19 protein-coding genes and 3 pseudogenes are annotated in these 18,912 nt (G+C 35.4%); 4 read left to right on the top strand and 18 right to left on the bottom strand.

What is annotated here, in order from left to right:
* Window positions 1-6 precede the first annotated feature (6 nt).
* The 3 genes from hemH to MHB70_RS04505 form a co-directional block, all read right to left on the bottom strand.
* On the bottom strand, window positions 7-942 hold the full coding sequence (gene hemH / locus MHB70_RS04515) for a ferrochelatase (protein ID WP_000726795.1): 936 nt from the start codon (window positions 940-942) through the stop codon (window positions 7-9).
* A gap of 14 nt (window positions 943-956) precedes the next feature.
* Window positions 957-2,003, bottom strand: a complete 1,047-nt coding sequence (hemE, locus tag MHB70_RS04510; RefSeq protein ID WP_000252625.1) for a uroporphyrinogen decarboxylase — start codon at window positions 2,001-2,003, stop codon at window positions 957-959.
* A gap of 189 nt (window positions 2,004-2,192) precedes the next feature.
* Complete coding sequence (locus tag MHB70_RS04505; RefSeq protein WP_000756256.1) at window positions 2,193-4,310, bottom strand: transglycosylase domain-containing protein; 2,118 nt, start codon at window positions 4,308-4,310, stop codon at window positions 2,193-2,195.
* A gap of 127 nt (window positions 4,311-4,437) precedes the next feature.
* Between MHB70_RS04505 and hmoB the strand changes: the two genes are divergently transcribed.
* Window positions 4,438-4,947 carry a heme-degrading monooxygenase HmoB gene (hmoB, locus tag MHB70_RS04500; RefSeq protein WP_053446471.1) on the top strand — a complete coding sequence of 170 codons (510 nt, stop codon included), beginning with the start codon at window positions 4,438-4,440 and terminating at the stop codon, window positions 4,945-4,947.
* A 129-nt stretch (window positions 4,948-5,076) separates the two neighbouring features.
* Here the strand turns inward: hmoB and MHB70_RS04495 are convergent, their stop codons facing one another.
* From MHB70_RS04495 to MHB70_RS04480, 4 genes and pseudogenes are all read right to left on the bottom strand, one after another.
* On the bottom strand, window positions 5,077-6,492 hold the full coding sequence (locus MHB70_RS04495) for a PH domain-containing protein (protein ID WP_061529381.1): 1,416 nt from the start codon (window positions 6,490-6,492) through the stop codon (window positions 5,077-5,079).
* The gene (locus tag MHB70_RS04490) at window positions 6,485-6,961 is read right to left on the bottom strand and encodes a PH domain-containing protein (protein WP_001182713.1); all 477 of its coding nucleotides are present in this window, start codon (window positions 6,959-6,961) and stop codon (window positions 6,485-6,487) included. The genes MHB70_RS04495 and MHB70_RS04490 overlap by 8 nt, the downstream gene beginning before the upstream one ends.
* 74 nt (window positions 6,962-7,035) lie before the next feature.
* Window positions 7,036-7,332 carry a hypothetical protein gene (locus tag MHB70_RS04485; protein ID WP_000606832.1) on the bottom strand — a complete coding sequence of 99 codons (297 nt, stop codon included), beginning with the start codon at window positions 7,330-7,332 and terminating at the stop codon, window positions 7,036-7,038.
* A gap of 316 nt (window positions 7,333-7,648) precedes the next feature.
* Window positions 7,649-7,762 (bottom strand): annotated as a pseudogene (locus MHB70_RS04480) (MerR family transcriptional regulator); the annotation flags it as partial.
* On the opposite strand from MHB70_RS04480, the gene MHB70_RS04475 reads away from it, so the two are divergent.
* Window positions 7,728-8,231, top strand: coding sequence for a CatA-like O-acetyltransferase (locus MHB70_RS04475; RefSeq protein ID WP_002093822.1), 504 nt, complete (start codon window positions 7,728-7,730; stop codon window positions 8,229-8,231). The pseudogene MHB70_RS04480 and the gene MHB70_RS04475 sit on opposite strands and share 35 nt — an antisense overlap.
* 176 nt (window positions 8,232-8,407) lie before the next feature.
* Window positions 8,408-9,043: a pentapeptide repeat-containing protein gene (locus MHB70_RS04470; protein WP_000687253.1), complete on the top strand. Its 636-nt coding sequence runs from the start codon at window positions 8,408-8,410 to the stop codon at window positions 9,041-9,043.
* 111 nt (window positions 9,044-9,154) lie between these two features.
* On the opposite strand, the gene MHB70_RS04465 is transcribed toward MHB70_RS04470, so the two are convergent.
* The 8 genes and pseudogenes from MHB70_RS04465 to MHB70_RS04430 form a co-directional block, all read right to left on the bottom strand.
* The gene (locus tag MHB70_RS04465; protein ID WP_001228812.1) at window positions 9,155-10,102 is read right to left on the bottom strand and encodes a hypothetical protein; all 948 of its coding nucleotides are present in this window, start codon (window positions 10,100-10,102) and stop codon (window positions 9,155-9,157) included.
* Between the two features lie 682 nt (window positions 10,103-10,784).
* A pseudogene (locus MHB70_RS04460) lies at window positions 10,785-10,964 on the bottom strand (LPXTG cell wall anchor domain-containing protein); the annotation flags it as partial.
* Between the two features lie 202 nt (window positions 10,965-11,166).
* Window positions 11,167-11,610: a hypothetical protein gene (locus MHB70_RS04455; protein WP_002038107.1), complete on the bottom strand. Its 444-nt coding sequence runs from the start codon at window positions 11,608-11,610 to the stop codon at window positions 11,167-11,169.
* A gap of 306 nt (window positions 11,611-11,916) precedes the next feature.
* Window positions 11,917-12,570, bottom strand: a pseudogene (locus MHB70_RS04450) (DUF975 family protein).
* A 223-nt stretch (window positions 12,571-12,793) separates the two neighbouring features.
* Window positions 12,794-14,224 (bottom strand): PH domain-containing protein, encoded by a 1,431-nt coding sequence (locus tag MHB70_RS04445; protein WP_000278182.1) that lies wholly within the window; start codon window positions 14,222-14,224, stop codon window positions 12,794-12,796.
* On the bottom strand, window positions 14,217-14,693 hold the full coding sequence (locus tag MHB70_RS04440; RefSeq protein WP_000371350.1) for a PH domain-containing protein: 477 nt from the start codon (window positions 14,691-14,693) through the stop codon (window positions 14,217-14,219). Before MHB70_RS04440 ends, MHB70_RS04445 begins: the two co-directional genes overlap by 8 nt.
* 79 nt (window positions 14,694-14,772) lie before the next feature.
* Window positions 14,773-14,940 (bottom strand): hypothetical protein, encoded by a 168-nt coding sequence (locus MHB70_RS04435; protein WP_000783814.1) that lies wholly within the window; start codon window positions 14,938-14,940, stop codon window positions 14,773-14,775.
* Window positions 14,941-14,942: 2 nt separating this feature from the next.
* Window positions 14,943-15,524: a TetR/AcrR family transcriptional regulator gene (locus tag MHB70_RS04430; protein ID WP_000164841.1), complete on the bottom strand. Its 582-nt coding sequence runs from the start codon at window positions 15,522-15,524 to the stop codon at window positions 14,943-14,945.
* 157 nt (window positions 15,525-15,681) lie between these two features.
* Between MHB70_RS04430 and MHB70_RS04425 the strand changes: the two genes are divergently transcribed.
* Window positions 15,682-15,825 (top strand): YjcZ family sporulation protein, encoded by a 144-nt coding sequence (locus tag MHB70_RS04425; RefSeq protein ID WP_079519487.1) that lies wholly within the window; start codon window positions 15,682-15,684, stop codon window positions 15,823-15,825.
* 40 nt (window positions 15,826-15,865) lie between these two features.
* Here the strand turns inward: MHB70_RS04425 and ecsC are convergent, their stop codons facing one another.
* The 3 genes from ecsC to ecsA are packed head-to-tail and all read right to left on the bottom strand — an operon-like array spanning window position 15,866 to window position 18,534.
* Window positions 15,866-16,573 carry an ecs operon protein EcsC gene (gene ecsC / locus MHB70_RS04420; RefSeq protein WP_000634139.1) on the bottom strand — a complete coding sequence of 236 codons (708 nt, stop codon included), beginning with the start codon at window positions 16,571-16,573 and terminating at the stop codon, window positions 15,866-15,868.
* 13 nt (window positions 16,574-16,586) lie between these two features.
* On the bottom strand, window positions 16,587-17,798 hold the full coding sequence (gene ecsB / locus MHB70_RS04415) for an ABC transporter permease EcsB (RefSeq protein WP_001089113.1): 1,212 nt from the start codon (window positions 17,796-17,798) through the stop codon (window positions 16,587-16,589).
* The gene (gene ecsA, locus MHB70_RS04410) at window positions 17,791-18,534 is read right to left on the bottom strand and encodes an ABC transporter ATP-binding protein EcsA (RefSeq protein ID WP_001292604.1); all 744 of its coding nucleotides are present in this window, start codon (window positions 18,532-18,534) and stop codon (window positions 17,791-17,793) included. Before ecsA ends, ecsB begins: the two co-directional genes overlap by 8 nt.
* Window positions 18,535-18,912 lie beyond the last annotated feature (378 nt).

Here is an 18,912-nt window from a genome sequence, read left to right as displayed (position 1 = left end):
TTCTTCTTACAATACAGATTCTTTTTTCTTTAATACAACATCCGTTAAGCAATCAATGAATGCATCCGATGCGTTTGGCATTTCTGGACGATAATATTTCGCGCCAATTTCATCAGTCACCACTTTACACTCAAAGTCATTATCATATAAAACTTCTAAATGTTCCGCAACAAATCCAACTGGTGCATAAACAAATGAAGTATAACCGTACTTTTCATTTAATTCTCTCGTTAAATCTTGTACATCCGGACCGATCCAAGGATCTGGCGTGTTTCCTGCACTTTGCCATCCTACTGCATAGTTTGCTACTTCAGCGCCCCTTGCAATATAATCAGCTGTTTCATTTAATTGATCTGGATATGGATCGCCGAGTGCGATAATTTTCTCTGGTAAGCTGTGAGCAGATACGATTAATACTGCTTTTTCACGTTCTGCTTCTGACATACCGTTATATATACCTTTCACTGCATCGACCCAATACTGGATAAACTTCGGTTCTTTATACCAGCTATCAATGCCATGAATTGTTAAGTTTCCAAGTTTCTCAGCTTCTTCCTGCGCTCGTCCAACATATGATTTCACACTAAATGTAGAATAGTGAGGCGCAAGAACAAGTGCGATTGCATCCTCTATTTCATCGTTATGCATAGCTTGTACCGCATCTTCAATAAACGGTTCAATATGTTTTAAACCAAGATACATGTGGTACTCTACTTCATCTTGTATTTCATTTAAACGCATTTCTAACTTTTTAGCTTGCTCTAATGTAATAGTAGCTAAAGGAGAAATACCACCAATTGCACGGTAACGCTCTGTTAAATCTTCTAGCATTTCAGGACTTGGCTTTCTTCCTCTGCGAATATGTGTATAGTAACGTTCAATGTCTTCTTCTTTATATGGCGTTCCGTATGCCATTACAAGCAAACCAATTTTCTTTTTCATACAGCCAATCTCCTTTACTTCGCTAACTGTTCTTTAGAGTACTCATGAATAAATGTAGTTAAACGTTTTAATGTATCTGGATTTACTTCTGGGAATACACCGTGACCTAAGTTAAAGATATAACCCGGCTGCTTCATCCCTTGATCTAAAATACCTTTTACATGTTCTTCAATAACAGACCATGGTGCAAGTAAGAACGAAGGATCCATATTACCTTGTACCGCCTTATAAACGCCGCGTGCACGCGCTTCTTCAATCGGTAAACGCCAGTCTAAACCGACTACATCAAGAGGCAGATCATGCCATTCGTTCACTAAATGTGCAGCTCCTACGCCGTGCATAATCATCGGTACACCCATCGTACGAACTTCTGCAAAAATACGTTCCATTGCTGGTTTAATAAATACGCGATAATCTACTACATTTACTGTTCCAACCCATGAATCGAAAATTTGAACTGCTTTTGCTCCTGCGTTAATTTGCGCTTTTAAATATGTAATAACCATATCAGCAAGCTTATCCATTAAAGCGAACCAAGCTTTCGGCTCTGCATACATAAACGCTTTCGTATTATGGTAGTTACGAGATGGACCGCCTTCAATCATATAGCTCGCTAGCGTAAATGGAGCTCCTGAAAAACCGATTAACGGTACGTCTAACATTTCTGTCGTTAATAAACGAATCGTATCTAATATGTACGGTACGTCATCTTCTGGATTGATTTCCCCTAGTTTTTCTACGTCTTGTAAAGAACGGATTGGATTATCAATTACTGGTCCAATACCAGATTTAATTTCTACATCCACACCAATTGCAGGTAGTGGTGACATAATATCTTTATAAAGAATTGCTGCGTCTACGTTATATTGATCAACTGGTAACTTTGTAACGTAAGCACATAACTCTGGATTGTGTGTAATTTCAAATAAAGAATATTTTTCTTTTATCTTTCTATATTCCGGCTGCGAACGACCTGCTTGACGCATATACCATGCTGGTACATACTCTGTACGTTCCCCCCTACATGCTTTTAAAAATGTCTCATTTATAGTTCTTACCAAGACCCTTGCTCCCTTCCCTACCAATGCTTTTGCTTTAAATACGTTCTATTCCGATATTTATCTTTTTTTACTATACAGCTTGTAAAAACAAATTGCATAACATTATGTACGTTGTTCATGAAATTGACACAAACATTCGTAAAACCGCTTACTATTTTCACAACATTCTTATTATAACACAGAGAAAATCTATGGTTTAGCTACTTTTGACTTTTCTCCTTCACGGTTCGTTTGTGTGTTAAATGGCACAACGTAAAAACTCGGTTTTGAGAATATGTTAATAAACTTTTCCTCATATTCTCCGACACCTGTTACAGTACTCACATGCGTATGAATTCCGTTTTCCACTCTATAAATTCGATACATAATTCTTTCATCTGGAAGTGGTGTCCAGCTTAATTTTGCTTTAAATAAACCGAAAGGACTAAATGATAGTTTCATTTTTACATCTTCAATCTTGCGCAACCGAATTGGGGCACCAATCGTTTCTACACCTTCTGGCTGCATAAACTTTTCTTTCTGTTCTACATTTGCCTTCGTTAAAATTTTCTTAAATAACTTCGTTGCAGCTGCACTTTCGCCTTGCAATTTGTGCTCTTTATCCGTGTGATCATAGCCGACCCAAACTGCTCCCACTAAATTCGGCGTATATCCAACAAACCACATATCCCTTGCTCCATTATCATCATTAGGAATTGAAGTGGTACCCGTTTTTCCAGCCAACGCACCGTTATAGACACCTACTTTGGCTGTCCCTTCCTTTACAACTCCTTCTAACATTTTCGTCATATACCATGCTGTTTGTTTCGAGAAGACTTTCGTCTCTACTTTTGGCGATTCTCCAATGACTGCGCCGTGTCTATTTAACACTTTATCAATAACATGTGGCTCAATAATATTGCCGTTTGCTAAAAATGCACGATACATTTTTACAAGATCAAATGGTGAAACACCGTTTTTCAGCCCACCAAGCGCTGTACTTAACCCAGTATCTGCAATATGAACATTTCCTTTCTCTAAATATTGCTTTCCTTCTTCGACCCCTAACTCATTTAATAAAGAAACTGCCGGTACGTTTGCTGAATCTAAAATCGCATCATACATCGTCATTTCTTTCGTATATTGACGATTGTAATTTCGAGGTTCATAACCTTCAAAAGAAGCTTTGTCATTTGTTAATAACGAATACGGATTATACTTTTTCGTTTCTAATGCTGGTGCATAAACGATAAGTGGTTTCAGAACAGAGCCCGGTTGCCTTTTTGCAAAAATACGATTAAATCCTCTCGGGACATACTTTCTTCCGCCAATCGCAGCTTTAATCCCGCCCGTACGATTATCCATTAATAAAAATGCACCTTGCGCCCCATTTTCTTTACCAGGGAAATTGCGCGCATCTTGAAACTGGTTATACGCCACCTTTTGAATCTTTTCATCCATCGATACGACAAACGTATATCCTCCGCGAAGTACTTCTTGATGAGACAATCCGTATAAACGAGCCGCTTCATCTATGACCATATCAATATACGGCATATATGCGAGTTCATTCTCATCTAAGTTTTTATATAGAGCAATTGTCTTTCCTTGATAGCGAACGCTTTCTTCAGCAGTCAAATAACCTTGTCTATGCATAAGTGACAATACTAGATCACGGCGTTCTTTACTCTTCTCTGGAGAAAAATACGGTGAATATCCGTTTGGCGACTTCGGAAGACCTGCAAGCATTGCCCCTTCTTCTACTGTTAAATCTTCTACATTTTTATTAAAATACAACTTTGCTGCAGCTTGAATACCGTAAGCTCCATGTCCAAAATAAATATGATTCATATACATTTCAAGAATTTGTTGCTTCGTATATTTTTGCTCTAATTGAAGGGAGATTGCGACTTCCTTCAACTTACGCGTAAATGTTTTTTCACGAGTTAAAAAGACGTTTTTAGCAAGTTGCTGCGTAATCGTACTACCGCCTTCGACCTTCTCTCCAGCTAACGTGTCTTTATAAAGAGCACGGAATATTGACGGATAATCAATTCCTTGATGCTCATAAAAACGAGAATCTTCCACCGCAATAAACGACTGCTGCACGTATTTTGGAATTTGCTCGATTGGTACGAGGTCTCTATTTTCTACGTATAATTTCGTAATTTCTTTCCCTTTCTGGTCAACGATACGTGATGAAGAGTGGAAAACGAGCTGCTTTTCATCCATCATATAGCCACCAGCTAACACAATAAGTTTATAGATTACAATCGCTAATACAAGCGTCGCTAACCCACCTAATAAAGTCCACTTTACTTTCTTCATACATCGGCCTTCTTTCCAAATGATGGTACATTTATTATTTGAAAAAGAAGTATCTTTATGTATATAATCTTCGAAGTTTTTTAAGAGAGTTGATATAATAGAAACAAATAAGTAAGGGGGCACTAAAATGAAGGCTATTATTTCATACGAAACACCTCTAGAACAAGCACATTTCACTGCAAAAAATAATGAAAAAGATATGTTTTATAAAGAAAATACAGAAGAATCTGTAGAAGGATCTCTTCAATATGACGTACTAGATGCTGTTGGCGAATTTAAAGGACAACCTGGCTATATCGTTTGTAACAACATTTCTGTCACAGACGAAGGTCGCCCTGTATTTGAAAACCGTTTTAAAAACCGTGCAGGCCTTATTGAAAACGAACCAGGATTTCAAGCGATCCGCGTTCTACGCCCATTAAGTAACGATACATATGTCATCTTAACGATGTGGGAAACAGAGCAAAACTTTAAAGACTGGACAGAATCACGTTCATTCGAAAACGCTCATAAAAAACGTCCTGCACAAGCAGAGGGACAATCACAGGCTCAGGCTCAGGCGCATCCACATGCAGAACAGCAAAAGAGTATTTTCTCTCGTCCTTCTTTTGTGACTACTTTTGATGTGTTAGTTTAATTAAAAAGTAATACAACACTAGGAGTACGTGAAATTATACCAACGATTTTTCGAATATATCTATCACATCTTGAAATATATCAACGATTCGACTAAAGATATCCATTTAATAACAAAAAGGAAACACCACTACACACCGGTGTTTCCTTTTTCTTTGTACCAATTATATATACGAAGTGTGTCCTCTTTTCGCATGTGCTTCACTTTATAACGATGCCCTGCTACCGATACGGCAGCTGTACATAACTCGTCTTTCTTTTGAAAATATGATTGATTGTACCCCACCGCTTGAATATGCCTTCTACGCATGATTCCTGTATATTTCGCAAGACCTCTGTACACCATCGTTAATTGATTTTCTCTCATCATATAACCGCCGCTAGTATAACGAGCGTATGCGAGTATTGTAAATCCGATACATAGCGGGATAAGAGTGAATAACGCGATATATTGTTTGAAATATATACTCGCACTAACGATCGGCACAGCGAGCACAGCAGTTGTAATCCAGCCCATGATGATGTAACGGCGCAATGCCGCTTTCGGTAAATAAACGATTTCCTCTTCCATTTCATACGGCAACTGTAAATATGCGAGTAACTGCTGCACATCTTTTTTCTTCATAAAAGGATGTAGCATCACTTCATTCCCAGCGGATTCTATACTTTGAATGACTTCTACTTCCACAGAACAATAACCGAAAGGCTGACGGAGAATGCCTTCTTTCACAGTAATTGCTTGAATACGGTGCAATTTTAACACAAACTCTTTCTTATCAAATAACCCTTGTACGATGCGAATTTCATTTCCGTTTCGCTCAATTTTAAAGTTTGCATATTTTAACGCATAGCCTGCTGTTGAAATAACCCAAGAAATTGCCATTAAAATTGCTGCCATAACGATTAATTCATATACACCGTTATCCATCACATACGCTTCCACTTTATTAATGAACCATTCTGGTAGAAATTGATTAAACTCTGTGTAAAGGATTACTAACATAGAAAACACTAATCCAAATCTACCAGATGTAATAGATGCGAATAAAATTTCTTTCGCTTTTAACTGATAAACTGTCTTACTACCTTCTTCCGCAGGCACCTCTTCAGCCACAACGCTTCTTTCTTTATGCAATAAAGCAATTAGTGCCTTCGCTTCATCTTCTTTAATACCAGCTAACATCACTTCTGGCTCACTACCGCCGCCTGCAACTTCTATATTTAATTTTGGAAGTCCAAGTATTTGATAAATGATGTTAGAAGATGTACTAACATTTTGCACACGTTCTTTATTTAAGTAGCTTTCTTTCTTTACAAACACACCATGCTTTATATGTAAAATATTATTCTCAATCCAGTACACTTTGAAATACCATTTCACAGCGGAGAAAATAGCCATCACGAATAAAAGAAACAACAAAACAAAATAAAATAAATACCAAGGCTCATTTTCATCAGAGCGAAATATTACAAGAAGGATAAAAGGAAATAAACCCGAAATTCGAATACTCAATAATATCGTGATCGGATGCTGCCTCTTATACATCCTTATCACTCACTTTCGCAAGTTCTCCAATTTGTCTTTTCAGCTGTTCTGCTTCTTCTTTCGTTAAACCTGGAATACTATGAGAAGTTGCTGCTGTTGAAATGTGTAATTCTGCTAAATTATACTTTCTCATAATCGGCCCTTGCTCAATCGTTACGTGCTGCACACGGATCATCGGAATAAGTACACGTTTTACAACGAACATTCCCTTTTGAATCTCAATCTCTTCTTCATTTAATCTGTAACTATAATAGCGTTGACGTAAATTTGGAAATACAAAATAATCAAGCGGGATAAATGTAATAGCGCCTGTTACTAACAATCCGAACAGCCAACCCCACCAGTTAAAGTTAATCATAAAAAAGAAATACGCAATTACGACTGCTAGTATAACTGCCGCCCCAATTAAAGCGTGAATTCGCCACACTTTCAGCATATTAGAATGAATCTCCCTTTCTAACGGCTGCATCTCATCACTCCAATTATATGAATGTATTACTTATATATTAGTTGGTATATACATTTTTGTAAAATTATAGTTTTTTACATCGTATCAAGCATTTCTTTAAAATTCCCTTCATTAATCGAATACACTTGAAACTGGATGTAATCTATCTCATTCGTATCTGGTTTAGCAAATGGCAAAATGTTAAATCTCGCCGCCGATCTTCCTAGCATATCTACAATCATAAGAGAAACGCCAATATATTTGAAGTCTATACGGAATACTACTGCTTCTTTTGTAAACTCATAATCTTTAATCGCATCATAAGACTTATTCGCACTTATGAGCGTCACTTTTAATAATTGATTTAAATTTTCTGGTTTAAAATTAATCATATATACAGCTCCTTTTTTTAACAAAAAACTACGAAAATAGTGTAATCTTTTCCTTTCACGGCTTCACACATCAATTATATAAAAAATAAAGCTAGTTTTTTATAAATTTTTTGATATAATTACATACGGGAAAAGGGAAGAATTTTGTCTTCCCTTGTGTTTTTTATTTGCATCTAGTACTTTTGCTAGATGCCTTTTTTTATACTAAAAAAGCATCCTCAAAGTATGTGAGGATACCTTTTCAACAATTGTACTTACATAATCCAGCTTCATTTTCTAGTTTATATTATTTCTGAGTATACTCTAAAGTTCGTTTTCATTCATTCTCTATAAGCAATTGCATTTGGCAACTGTAAGAATCCGTACTAAAAAACTCATCTAATAATTCCACTTCAATGCAATTTTTAATTGTTACATTATTTTTCTCTATTTTTAATGTAACTAAATCGGTTAACAAGATTCCGAATTTGAAGTATGCCCACATAAATAAGCAATTAGTAGAATGGCAAGAATTAGTGCCGACATTTACGAACTTTAATCAAGAAACAGGGCTATTTTATAGTTTATGGTTGGAAGAATTAACAGATTATAGATCAGTTGATCGTGAGTACAAAAGGCTTATAAAAAACTATGCAAACACAACAGATATCGCACCAATGGGAGTTGTTCCGCCCAACGTGGTAAATCTTTCATCCATTCCTTGGATGCATTTTGAACATTTTTCATCTCATCAAGGAGCTATCAAAAATAATGTAACACCAATGATTACTAGTGGAAAGTACGAAAAAGTTGGTTCACAGTTGCTAATGCCAGTGAATATTAAAGTTCATCATGCAACAGTAGATGGCTATCATGTATCGTTGTTTTTTGAAATACTACAACGTGAAATGAACCGTTAATTTTTAGAGAATACATGAGTATGCTTTTATTGCTAAAGTTAATCGAAGTATAGTCATAAAAAATCATTTAAAATAAGAGATGAAATTTCAACACGGCGCTTGCTCGCTGCGTACTAACTATGTATAGAACATACCATTTTTTCTAGCTAACTAATTCAATGAAAGAAGGATATAATATGAAAATTGATAGACCAAAAATTTCGCCAGAGTTATCTTTAAAGAATTTTCACGATATTTTTTATGAAGAAGATTCAACATTAGAAATGTGTGAAATCATCGATTCCACTTTTGAAAATGAATCTGTAGATAGAGTGCGTTTATATAATGCAGTGATAAAAAATTGTAAGTTTACCAATACAGACTTTAGCAGTATTGATATTACAGATGTTTGTTTTGAGAACTGCGATTTATCAAATGTTAATTTAAGCAACTCTTCTGTTCACAGAGTCGAATTTAAAAACAGTAAATTAATTGGCGTTAATTTTACAGAATCTAGCTTAGGAAATGTTACATTTGAAAATTCAATTTTGAATTTAGCTTCACTTGGAAATTCTAAACTAGAAAAGATCATATTTAATGCAACTTCATTAAATAATGCAGATTTTTTTGACTGTAAACTAAAAAAAGTTGAATTCAATTCATGTAGCCTTGACGAAGCAAATTTTGATCAAACATCACTGAAGGGAATAGATATTAGTTCTTCTAATTTTGATACACTTACCGTTTCAGTGAACAATCTAAGAGGATGTAAAGTATCATCATATCAAGCTATTCAGTTTGCAACATTACTCGGATTAATAATTAAAGATTAGTCATAAAGAACGATTTAAAATGTAAAAAGGTATCCTCGTACTTGAAGGATACCTTTTTATTATCTCTATTTTTGACAGATTACTGTTTTGTATCATATTCTTTTCATCAATCTAGTGCACTTCAACAATTGTACCATCTTCGAATACTTTGAATACACCAGTAAATCCTGATCCAGCTGCACCTTCTATTTTATATGTCGTACGCACTCTTATTTGATAATATTTCTTTCCATTTTCTACTTGCGTATTCTCTAACGTGTAATCATATTCTTCTTTATATTCATTTTTAATATATTCTTTAGCTTTCTCAAAAGTAAATGCATCTTGATTCTTTCCTGTCTCTACCTCTTGATTCTTCTCTGGATCTGTTTTTTGGTTCTTTTCTGTTGCTACCTTTTGATTCTTTTCTGCCTCTACTTTTTGGTTCTTTTCTGTTGCTACCTTTTGATTCTTTTCAGGCTCCACTTTTTGACTCGTTCCTGCATCTGTTTTTTGTGCCTTCGGTGCTGCTGTTTCACTCTTTGCAGTTTTTTCCTCTTCACCAATTTTAGTAACTAATCCTACAGCTTTTTTATTATATTCTTCAAAGTTCTTGTTACCTTTCGTTTCGGAAACTAGCTTATCTAATATCTCTTTCGCTTCTGCATAATTTTTCTTACTTATGAACTCTTCACTTTTCGTCAGTTGCTCGCTATATTTCTTTTTTTGTTCTAAGATGGCTAGTAATGCTGTTCGTTCTTCCTTCGCTTGTTTTAACAGCGTATTACTTCCATTCTTCACGCTCTCTACTTTTTCAAATGACTTGATTGACTCTTCTACCTTTGTTTCCTCTTTTAACTTCACTGCTTCAATCATTGCTTTCGTTTGTTCTACAAGTACTTTTACATCTGAATCATCTTTTTTCTCATCTAGCGCTCGTTCAAATGACGATAAGGCTGTTTTATATTCTTTATTCGTTAGTGCAGTCTTTCCCTCATCCATTGCTTTTTCAAAGTTCCCATTACTACATCCAGCCAACATTAAAAATGTAAGTCCAATTACCGTTAATAACTTTCTCATTTTCTCTCCCCCTATATACTCCTAAAACAATAACATCATATGTATAAAAGTCTGTGTAGTACTTAGACTAACAGTAAAATATGTACTACATTGTGTGCGGGAAAGGAAGTACATTTCATTTACTATCATTACTTAAAACTCCTAAATAGTTGGTAGTCTTCTTCTTTTAAGACCGAAAAGAATTTTAATAATGCGGATAAAGCTCCCACTCAAAATCTTTACTACACACTCTCATACACATAGAAAAACCATTTTTAGTTTATAGTTTGTTATTTCTTCAACTTTAAATATTCTCAGTTGATTGGAAATACGAACTACAACTCGTAATCTATCGAAAACATAAGAAAACAAAACGTAACAAAAGTTACGTTTTGTAACTTATCTGTAACACAAATGTAACATAACGTTTTTAAACATACAATAGTTTTTTTTTACATTATTTTCCCTACCTACCGTTGGACTATCCCCCTTCAAACATGTAAGGAAAGAAACTTCTTTCCTTACGCGTTAAAATTAATTAAATAGATAGCCCTTTTTTCAACAAAACACTATGAAAACGTGAGGACATTTATCTTCCCTTGTATTTTTATTTGCATCTAGTACTTTTGCTAGATGCTTTTTTTATGCCAAATAAAATAAAAAAGGTATCCTCAAATACTTGAAGGATACCTTTTCACTTTTATTATCTCTGCTGTTTTCTACCTAATACGAGTAATCCAAAACTCATCATTACAAGAAATGCTCCCATATATGGTTCCACAGGCATTTTCTGTCCTGTCTTCGGTAATTCTTTTTCAGGTTTTTCTGGATTTGGTGTTCCAGGCTTCTCTGGATCTGTTGTTTCCGGTTTTTCTGGACCTGGGGGTTCTTCTTCTATTGTTCTACCCCGCTATTTGCCGGCCAGTAAAACTCCCACCTCAAAATTCAGCTAGAACAAAGGGGTTAGGCGGGAGGTCAACTGTCCATAAATGCCCGATTGGTGAGGGCTAATAATCAGTGGGGAATGAACAAAATCCCCACTGATTAAAGTTTCACCTTATACCCACAACAAAGACAAGTGTATTTCATGTTCCCACTCCATTACTAACTTGTTTTTTCTCCCATATATCCCGACCCACAAAGAATGTAACAGCACAAATCATAGTTATCCCCATGAAAAAAATATTGGAATCTTCATATGTATTTGGAATCCCTACCGTTATGAAAACAATACTAAAAGCTAAGAGTAAATATAATAATACAGATATAATATAGCTCAATTTAAATCGTAAAATGATACCTCTAAACAATATCTCACCAAGAAGACATCCACCTAAAATAATAGGTACTCCGAAATACAATGTAAGGACTCCCATTTGCGAAATAGATTGAATTATCTTTCCAAGTATGTTCGGCGAAATCATCTCATTATTTTTTCCCATCCTATCATATAAATCAAGTGCCGTTGCTGAAATAAAGAAACTTAATATAGAAAATGAATACGGAATTAAAAATTTGCTCACTCTCATTCACCTCACTTTTTTCCTTTCATATATATTATTCACTATTTTCTATCATTTTCACATAAAAAAATAACCCTCTATGATAAAACATAGAGGGAAGAATTTCTATATAAAAACCTATACCTTATCCTGAAGTGAATTCCGAAAACAGAACACATATCAAAACACCTAAACCATCTGCTCCCTATATTCGGTTTAGATGTTTTATCCCGCTATTTGCGGGCAGTAAGACCCCCACCTCAAAATTTAGCGAAAGCAAAGAAGTTAGGTGAGGAATCAACTGCCCGTAAACACCCGATTAGTTGAACTTTATTAGAAAGTAGTACCTTCTTTTTTGTAATATTCTTTTGAAATCTCTTCATAAAACGCTGCCGATGTCGAATAGAAGTAAGGTGCTAACCATAAGAAACCGATTCCTATAGTAAGAATACTTAAGATGAACCAGCCAAGGAAACTTAAGCATAGTAAAAAGTAATCCATTTTATGTCCGTTCATCATATGGCGACTTTCGGTAATTGCTTGATTCGCTGTGTATTCTGGATGATCATTCAAAATAAAATACGTCATAGAATAAGAAAATGATTTAATAATACCCGGAATAATAAGAAGTAATGTCCATAGAATTACGTATACATACATTAGTAAATATGTTAAAAATGCCTTCATAAACTTACTTCCATCGCTAAACCATCTAAATACATGACCAATACTAGCATTAGTTCCACGAATTACATTTAAAACTAGGTAATAAGCACCCGTTGTTAACGGACCGATAATAAGCATTGCAATAATAGTTACTGTAAGCGAATCACTTGCTTCTTCCCAACCCCAAAACATTGAGAAAATACCTGTGGTTAGAAATTCCACAGCTCCAATAAGAATTCCAATTAATAAGGTTGCTCCTACCGCTAATCCCCATTTTCCTTTTAATGCATCAAGTGCTTATCTTTTCAACTGACTTATCATACATAGCCTCCTAATATTATTTCTACATTAGTATACCATTTATATCAAATATTTCACGAATTTCCCTGAAATAGAAGTATACTTCCTTTTCCCTGATACATATTCATTTATGTGCGCTGTAGTACTCATATATGGATTGGACTAAAGAAAACTTAGTTCAATTGTAAACTACTCATTTCTCTATAAAAAAGCCTGCCTATCATACTAGGCAAGCCTTTTTAAACTAATCCTCACTTATTCTCTTCTTATACCAATCCTGCATTCTCTCTGCATCTTCTACTCTCGTATGCTCTAATTTATAATTCGATGATGCACTAGAAAACTTATACGTACATAAGTCTACGCGGCGCTGGAAATATGATTGTGTCTTCTCCATTGATTGGACGTGTCTTCTTCTTACAAGTCCTGTATATTTTCCAATACTACGATACACAAATGTAATTTGTTCTCCGTTTACACCGTAACCATTTGTTTTAAATGTTGCGTATCCAAGTGTAAAGATGAGGATCGCGAGCGGTAATAATGCCCACATGATGTAATACTTTTCAAAGTATATGCTGATTCCTGTCAGCGGAATTGCTAGCATGGCGAAGAAGATGAAACTATCAATGAGATAGCGCCGCAATGCTGCTTTTGGTAATGAAATAATATTTGTATTCAGTTCATATGGTAATTGTAAATGCGTGAGTAACTGTTGCACGCGATCTTTTCGAATGATAGGATGTAGCGTAACTTTTTCTTCTTTTCCTTCACTTTGAATGACTTCTACTTGCACAGCACAATAACCGAATGGTTGGCGTAATATACCTTCTTTTATCGTAATACCTTGAATGCGGTGTAACTTTAATACGAGTTCTTTTTTCTCCAGTAATCCTTGCGAAATACGGACTTCATCATTTTTTCGATTGACTGTGAAATCCCCATGTTTTAACGCATATCCAATTGTAGATATAATCCAAGAAACGACAAGTAAAATAGCTACCATGTAAATCCAGCCATATATATCATGATCCATAACATAAGACTCTACGCTATTTTTGATCCATTTCGGAATATACTCGTCCACTTGGTTATAAACGAAAAATATTAAAGAGAATAATAATCCAAATTGACCAGATGTAACAGACGCTATTAAAATCTCTTTCCACGTTAACTTGTACTCTGTCGTTTGTTTTTCCTCTGTAATAATTTCTTTTTGTACTACTTCTTCTGATGTTTCTTCTACTTTTACTACCGAGGTTGGCTCATTTAACATTGTAATAAGCTTTGTTGCCTCTTCTACCGTAATACCAGCTAAACTAACTTCCGGCTCATTTCCTCCGCCAGCTGTTTCAATTTTAATTTTCTTTAGTCCTAACACTTGGTACAGCATGCCTGAACTTGTATTAATCGTTTGAACACGTTCTTTATTTAAGTAGCTCTCCTTCTTCACAAAGAGCCCTTCTTTAATATGTAATACGTTATTTTCGACCCAATATACTTTGTAGTACCAGCCTACGATAGCTGAAACAATCGTGATTACCGCAAAACCGATAGGAACTAAATACCAAAATGGAAACTTTCCTTTTAAACTAAAAAGAAAAATAATAAATGGTATAAAATCTGTTATTTTTAATTCTAATAACATCGTGATTGGATGCTGCCTCTTATACATCCTCATCACTCACTTTCGCTAATTCTGCGATTTTCGTTTTCAACATTTCTGCCTCATACATCGTTAAACCTGGGATACTATGAGAAGTCGCCGCTGTTGAAATGTGTAATTCTGCTAATCCGTATTTCCTCATAATTGGCCCTTGTTCAATTGTAACGTGCTGCACACGAATCATCGGTACTAATACACGTTTTACGACGAAAAGACCGTGCTGAATTTCAAGTTCTTCTTCATTTAGTTGGTAGCTATAGTAACGTTGACGCAATTTCGGGAATGTAAAGTAATCAAGCGGCGTATATACAATTGTTAATCCGATGAGCACATAAAAAATCCAAGCCCACCAATTAAACTTAATCATAAAGAAAAGATATGCCAAAATGACGATAATACTAATTCCTAACTCAATTAAGGAACGCGTTTTCCACACCTTGACCATGTCAGGGTGAATTTCATTTTTCAATGGATCCATGTAACCACTCCAAATCTAGTAATCTAATATATGAATACTCTCAATCTATATTTTACATAACTTTACAGAAAATTGAAATTTAATTATCTTTCTTCTCTGGAATAAAATATCCGAACCAAAGTAACCAAATGAAACCGATTAACTTCAGCCAACTTCCATCCGCCTGAAAAGCCTCTATCATACCTGGAATTTTATACACTCCAATGAATCCAAGAAAACCGAGCCACCAGTTTTTTTGCATTTTCACTTTTACTCCTCCTTTATGACGTTTTTCACATTTCGAATCCAAATTTCTTTATACTTTAACTGGAATCCCATTAACATGTAGTTGCTCATATTATCGATAACGAGCGCTAACGTATGAGCATTCTCTTCTGTTGCATGTTGTGACACAACGTCAAGTTCTACACCTTGCTTTAATAAATCATGAAAGCCATTTAAAAACTCTTCTTGTATTTCAAATAAACGTTTCTGATACTTTTCATTTCGCGCCGCAGTTACGATAAATTCATTTATGACGCGTAATATACCTTCTTGTCCTTCATACTCAGACAACATATGTAAACCATCTGCAATTAACTTTTTTGCAAAATTTTCTTTCGTATATTGATCTTTATCGAAGTAAGAAGAGAAATGATACCCAGAAAAAATTTCTTCAAATAAAAAATCTACTAACGCTTCTTTAGAAGAAAAATGATAGTAAATGGCCGGTTTTGAAATACCTACCTCTTTCGCAATCATGGAAAGGCTCATTTTCTCAATACCGTGCTCTGCCATAAGTTTAAATGACGCCTCTACAATGTTCTGCGATGTTTGTAAATTCTTTGTCATACTGTACCTCACTTGTTTTTACTTACCGGTCGGTAAGTAAATTATAAAATGAAACGAAATGATTTTCAAGTTAGTTAGCACTTTAGAAGGGGGGTTATTGGTAAATGTAGAAAAACATAAAGTAAAAGCAATATATAACAATAAGGAGGATGTTCATATGGGACTTGGTGGTAAAGGCGGTAGCGGCGGAACTGGCGGCGGTGAAGCTGGACAAGCTGGTAAGAGCGGATTTCCATTCATCATTGTACTCTTTATCGTATTAATTATAGTTGGAGCTAGCTATAGTGGACTTGGCTTCTAAGAAAAGGCGTCCTACATTACACATGTAGGACGCCTTCTTTTTAATCCCTATTCAACAATCGCATACGATAACAATTCATCGTCACTTCTCCAAGTCTTTGCAGTAATTGATAGTTCGCATATGCGCCGACCGGGGCACCGATTATCGGTACGAGCTGAAGCATTTTTGCTAAATCGATATAGTCTCGGTACTCTGTTTGGAACTTTTCCCAGTCCATATGATTTTCTTCTTCTGTATCCCACGTTTCGATGGCTTTCCATATTTCTTTTCGATGATCATCACTTGAAAAGGCGAGTTGGAAAACGTGAAGGATAAAAAGGCGCTCTTCTTTGTTACTCGTATCAAATCCGTACAACGTTGCTGCATCGAATAAAAATTTAATTTTAATGCCGAGTAAAAGCGGAAAGTCAGCAAGGCCAAGGAGAATACCACCAGCTCCAGTCCCAGCCCCTTCCGCCGCTGCTATTTTTTTGTACTCATCCATTTTTTTGCGTACTTCATCGTCACGTCTTTGCAGTGACCATGTCGTCTCTTTTAATTTCGGCTTTATAAAGTTTGATCCGGCGCTGATCGTTTGCACCATCATACGAATCGTCTCTGTTAACACCTTTTGTACTTTCGCCGGAATGAGCTGTTGTACTTTCGTCTGCACTTTTTTGGAGAACCGTGTCATCATAGAAGAATCTTTCATGAATGTAGCTTTCCACTGCTCCAATTCTTTTATAACCTTCTCTTCATATGTAATCATAGGTTCATTCCTTTCAATTTAAACGCTCAATGCGCTTCGCCCCGTATTGGTAAACGAAACCGATACTAAATAATATGCTTACGATAAGTAAAATTCCTGTCATCATGAAATCTTTCGTTGCTAGTGCAAATATAACTGTAAAGATTACGCTCCCGATGATTAGAATCGCGTTTAATAAAGTAAGAAAATCTTTCTTCTTTTCATCTACCTTTACTGGATACAAATCAAGCCAAATTTTCATGCGGTGATGTTTCCATAAAGTTAATAGCTGATAGCCGATTAAGTATAGGAAGATAAAACTCACGATGAATCGTCCATATAAAAATGGAATGAAGTAAAGAATAACTCCTCCAAGAGCGAGCAAACGCACATATAATCCAAAATAGTTACCTGATCTTAAAAATGTTCTCGTATATAAGTATAAATATGTACGCTTTTCGCCGATTATCGAAAGAATGAAATCAAGCCATTTCTTGCGGGATACTCTCTCTTTTAATGCTGGTACATCAACGAACATATTCGCAATGCGGTACAGTAACATCATCTTTTTACCTTCTTCAGAAATTAAATACTCCCAGTTCAGTGGCTTCCCTTTCACCATTTGATGCATGATAGCAAGGTATAACACCATGAATAGAACAATTCCGCCAATAAAAAGAACTGAAGTACGTTCTACAAGGAAATATACAAATAAACCGTTTAAGATAAAACGTATGAACCAATCCGCCTTTTGTACATTTTGATCTGTTAAAAAGGACTTTTCCCACGCTATAAATAAATTCCAAGCTTTCACAATAACAAACGCGATTACAATCCATATGTAAGCCGCTCCTGTTTGCTTCATTTGCTGGAAGTATAACGGGGCAAGCGCAGCTGCTACGATTGCGATTATGTATAACTGAATCATAAACGTAAAGAGAAAGGCCTTTGTGAAGTAAGGCTTTAGCTTCTCTTCAACTGGCAGTAAGTAAACAAGGTCTGCTTCTTTTAATAACGTTTGCATTGATCCAGCTGTTAAAACTAGTCCAATTAACACTGCCATCACGAGCGCAGTTGGAAACGAAGGTGTTAACGTTTGTAACCATTGTTGGTAATAATACGCTCCCGCACCGATGATAAACACGAAAATAAATTTCAAATGATCGTTAAATACGTATTTACTATATGTACGAACTTCTTTTAGAAAGTGACGAAATCGTTCTTTCCATAATGCTGTACTATTCATAATCTTCTTCCTTTGTTAAGGCAATATAAATATCATCTAACGTTGCACCTGGCATATTAAACTGTGATTGCAGTTCAGATAATGTTCCCATCGCTCTTACTTCGCCTTGATGTAAAATAATGAACGAATCACAATAACGTTCTGCCGTCGCTAAAATATGTGTACTCATTAAAATACCTGCGCCGCTCTTTTTCATTTGATCCATCATTTGAAGTAGAGATTGAATTGCTAACGGATCCAGTCCAACGAAAGGTTCGTCTACTATGTAAAGAGATGGCTCCACTAAAAATGCACTCATAATCATTACCTTTTGTTTCATCCCTTTTGAGAAATGAGATGGAAACCATTTTAAACGATTTTTCATACGAAATTCTTGTAATAGTTGTCCTACACGTTCTTCGTACTGTTTTTCATCGACACCGTACGCCATCGCTGTTAATTTCAAATGCTCTTCTAGCGTTAGCTCATCATATAATACCGGTGTTTCTGGAATGAATGAAAAGCTAGAACGGTACGCTGTCATATCATCACGAATTGTTTTCCCATTAATTGTGACAGTTCCTTTTTTCGGTTCCATTAAACCGATAATATGTTTAATCGTCGTACTTTTACCAGCCCCATTTAAACCGATTAAGCCGACAAGTTCGCCTTTATTAACAGAGAACGAAACGTCTTTTAATACAGGTCGTTTCGTATATCCTCCTGTAACATTTTCTACACGCAATAACTCGCTCATACGACACCACTTTCTTCATTAGTATTCATTCTATATTCATCTTACCAAAAATTGCGCTGTACTACATAGTATCGATGTGTTCAAAAAAAATTTAAATTTGTTAGCATATATTTTTACGAAAGCGGACATCATAATTAGTGAAGAAGGAACACATTGAAAAAGCAACCACCAATTGATGAGTATAACAACATAGTGAAGTCATCATGAAATGGGGTGTCCATGTTGGACAATGAAATTTACACATAACCAGATTATTTGTTTCATTTTCGAAACGGGGTGTCTCCGAAAGAGCATATACTGTTTTAAAAAATAAACAATTTCATTTTAAAAAGATTGCAATTCATTTCACTTGAAAATGGGGTGTCTACGGCAGAAACT

This window comes from Bacillus sp. FSL M7-1020 (genome assembly GCF_038050415.1).
GTDB classification, from domain to species: Bacteria; Bacillota; Bacilli; order Bacillales; family Bacillaceae_G; genus Bacillus_A; species Bacillus_A toyonensis.
The sequence above is the reverse complement of the archived record's forward strand: the minus strand, read 5'-3'. Positions and strand labels throughout refer to the sequence as shown.

Coding starts and splice junctions, on each gene's coding strand:
- MHB70_RS04490 (WP_001182713.1), bottom strand. CDS start 6,961: ATGCAGCCGTTAGAAAGGGAGATTCATTCTAATATGCTGAAAGTGTGG.
- hmoB (WP_053446471.1), top strand. CDS start 4,438: ATGAAGGCTATTATTTCATACGAAACACCTCTAGAACAAGCACATTTC.
- ecsA (WP_001292604.1), bottom strand. CDS start 18,534: ATGAGCGAGTTATTGCGTGTAGAAAATGTTACAGGAGGATATACGAAA.
- MHB70_RS04440 (WP_000371350.1), bottom strand. CDS start 14,693: ATGGATCCATTGAAAAATGAAATTCACCCTGACATGGTCAAGGTGTGG.
- MHB70_RS04505 (WP_000756256.1), bottom strand. CDS start 4,310: ATGAAGAAAGTAAAGTGGACTTTATTAGGTGGGTTAGCGACGCTTGTA.
- ecsC (WP_000634139.1), bottom strand. CDS start 16,573: ATGATTACATATGAAGAGAAGGTTATAAAAGAATTGGAGCAGTGGAAA.
- MHB70_RS04495 (WP_061529381.1), bottom strand. CDS start 6,492: ATGTATAAGAGGCAGCATCCGATCACGATATTATTGAGTATTCGAATT.
- MHB70_RS04445 (WP_000278182.1), bottom strand. CDS start 14,224: ATGTATAAGAGGCAGCATCCAATCACGATGTTATTAGAATTAAAAATA.
- MHB70_RS04485 (WP_000606832.1), bottom strand. CDS start 7,332: ATGATTAATTTTAAACCAGAAAATTTAAATCAATTATTAAAAGTGACG.
- MHB70_RS04465 (WP_001228812.1), bottom strand. CDS start 10,102: ATGAGAAAGTTATTAACGGTAATTGGACTTACATTTTTAATGTTGGCT.
- MHB70_RS04470 (WP_000687253.1), top strand. CDS start 8,408: ATGAAAATTGATAGACCAAAAATTTCGCCAGAGTTATCTTTAAAGAAT.
- MHB70_RS04475 (WP_002093822.1), top strand. CDS start 7,728: ATGCAATTTTTAATTGTTACATTATTTTTCTCTATTTTTAATGTAACT.
- MHB70_RS04455 (WP_002038107.1), bottom strand. CDS start 11,610: ATGAGAGTGAGCAAATTTTTAATTCCGTATTCATTTTCTATATTAAGT.
- hemH (WP_000726795.1), bottom strand. CDS start 942: ATGAAAAAGAAAATTGGTTTGCTTGTAATGGCATACGGAACGCCATAT.
- ecsB (WP_001089113.1), bottom strand. CDS start 17,798: ATGAATAGTACAGCATTATGGAAAGAACGATTTCGTCACTTTCTAAAA.
- MHB70_RS04425 (WP_079519487.1), top strand. CDS start 15,682: ATGGGACTTGGTGGTAAAGGCGGTAGCGGCGGAACTGGCGGCGGTGAA.
- MHB70_RS04430 (WP_000164841.1), bottom strand. CDS start 15,524: ATGACAAAGAATTTACAAACATCGCAGAACATTGTAGAGGCGTCATTT.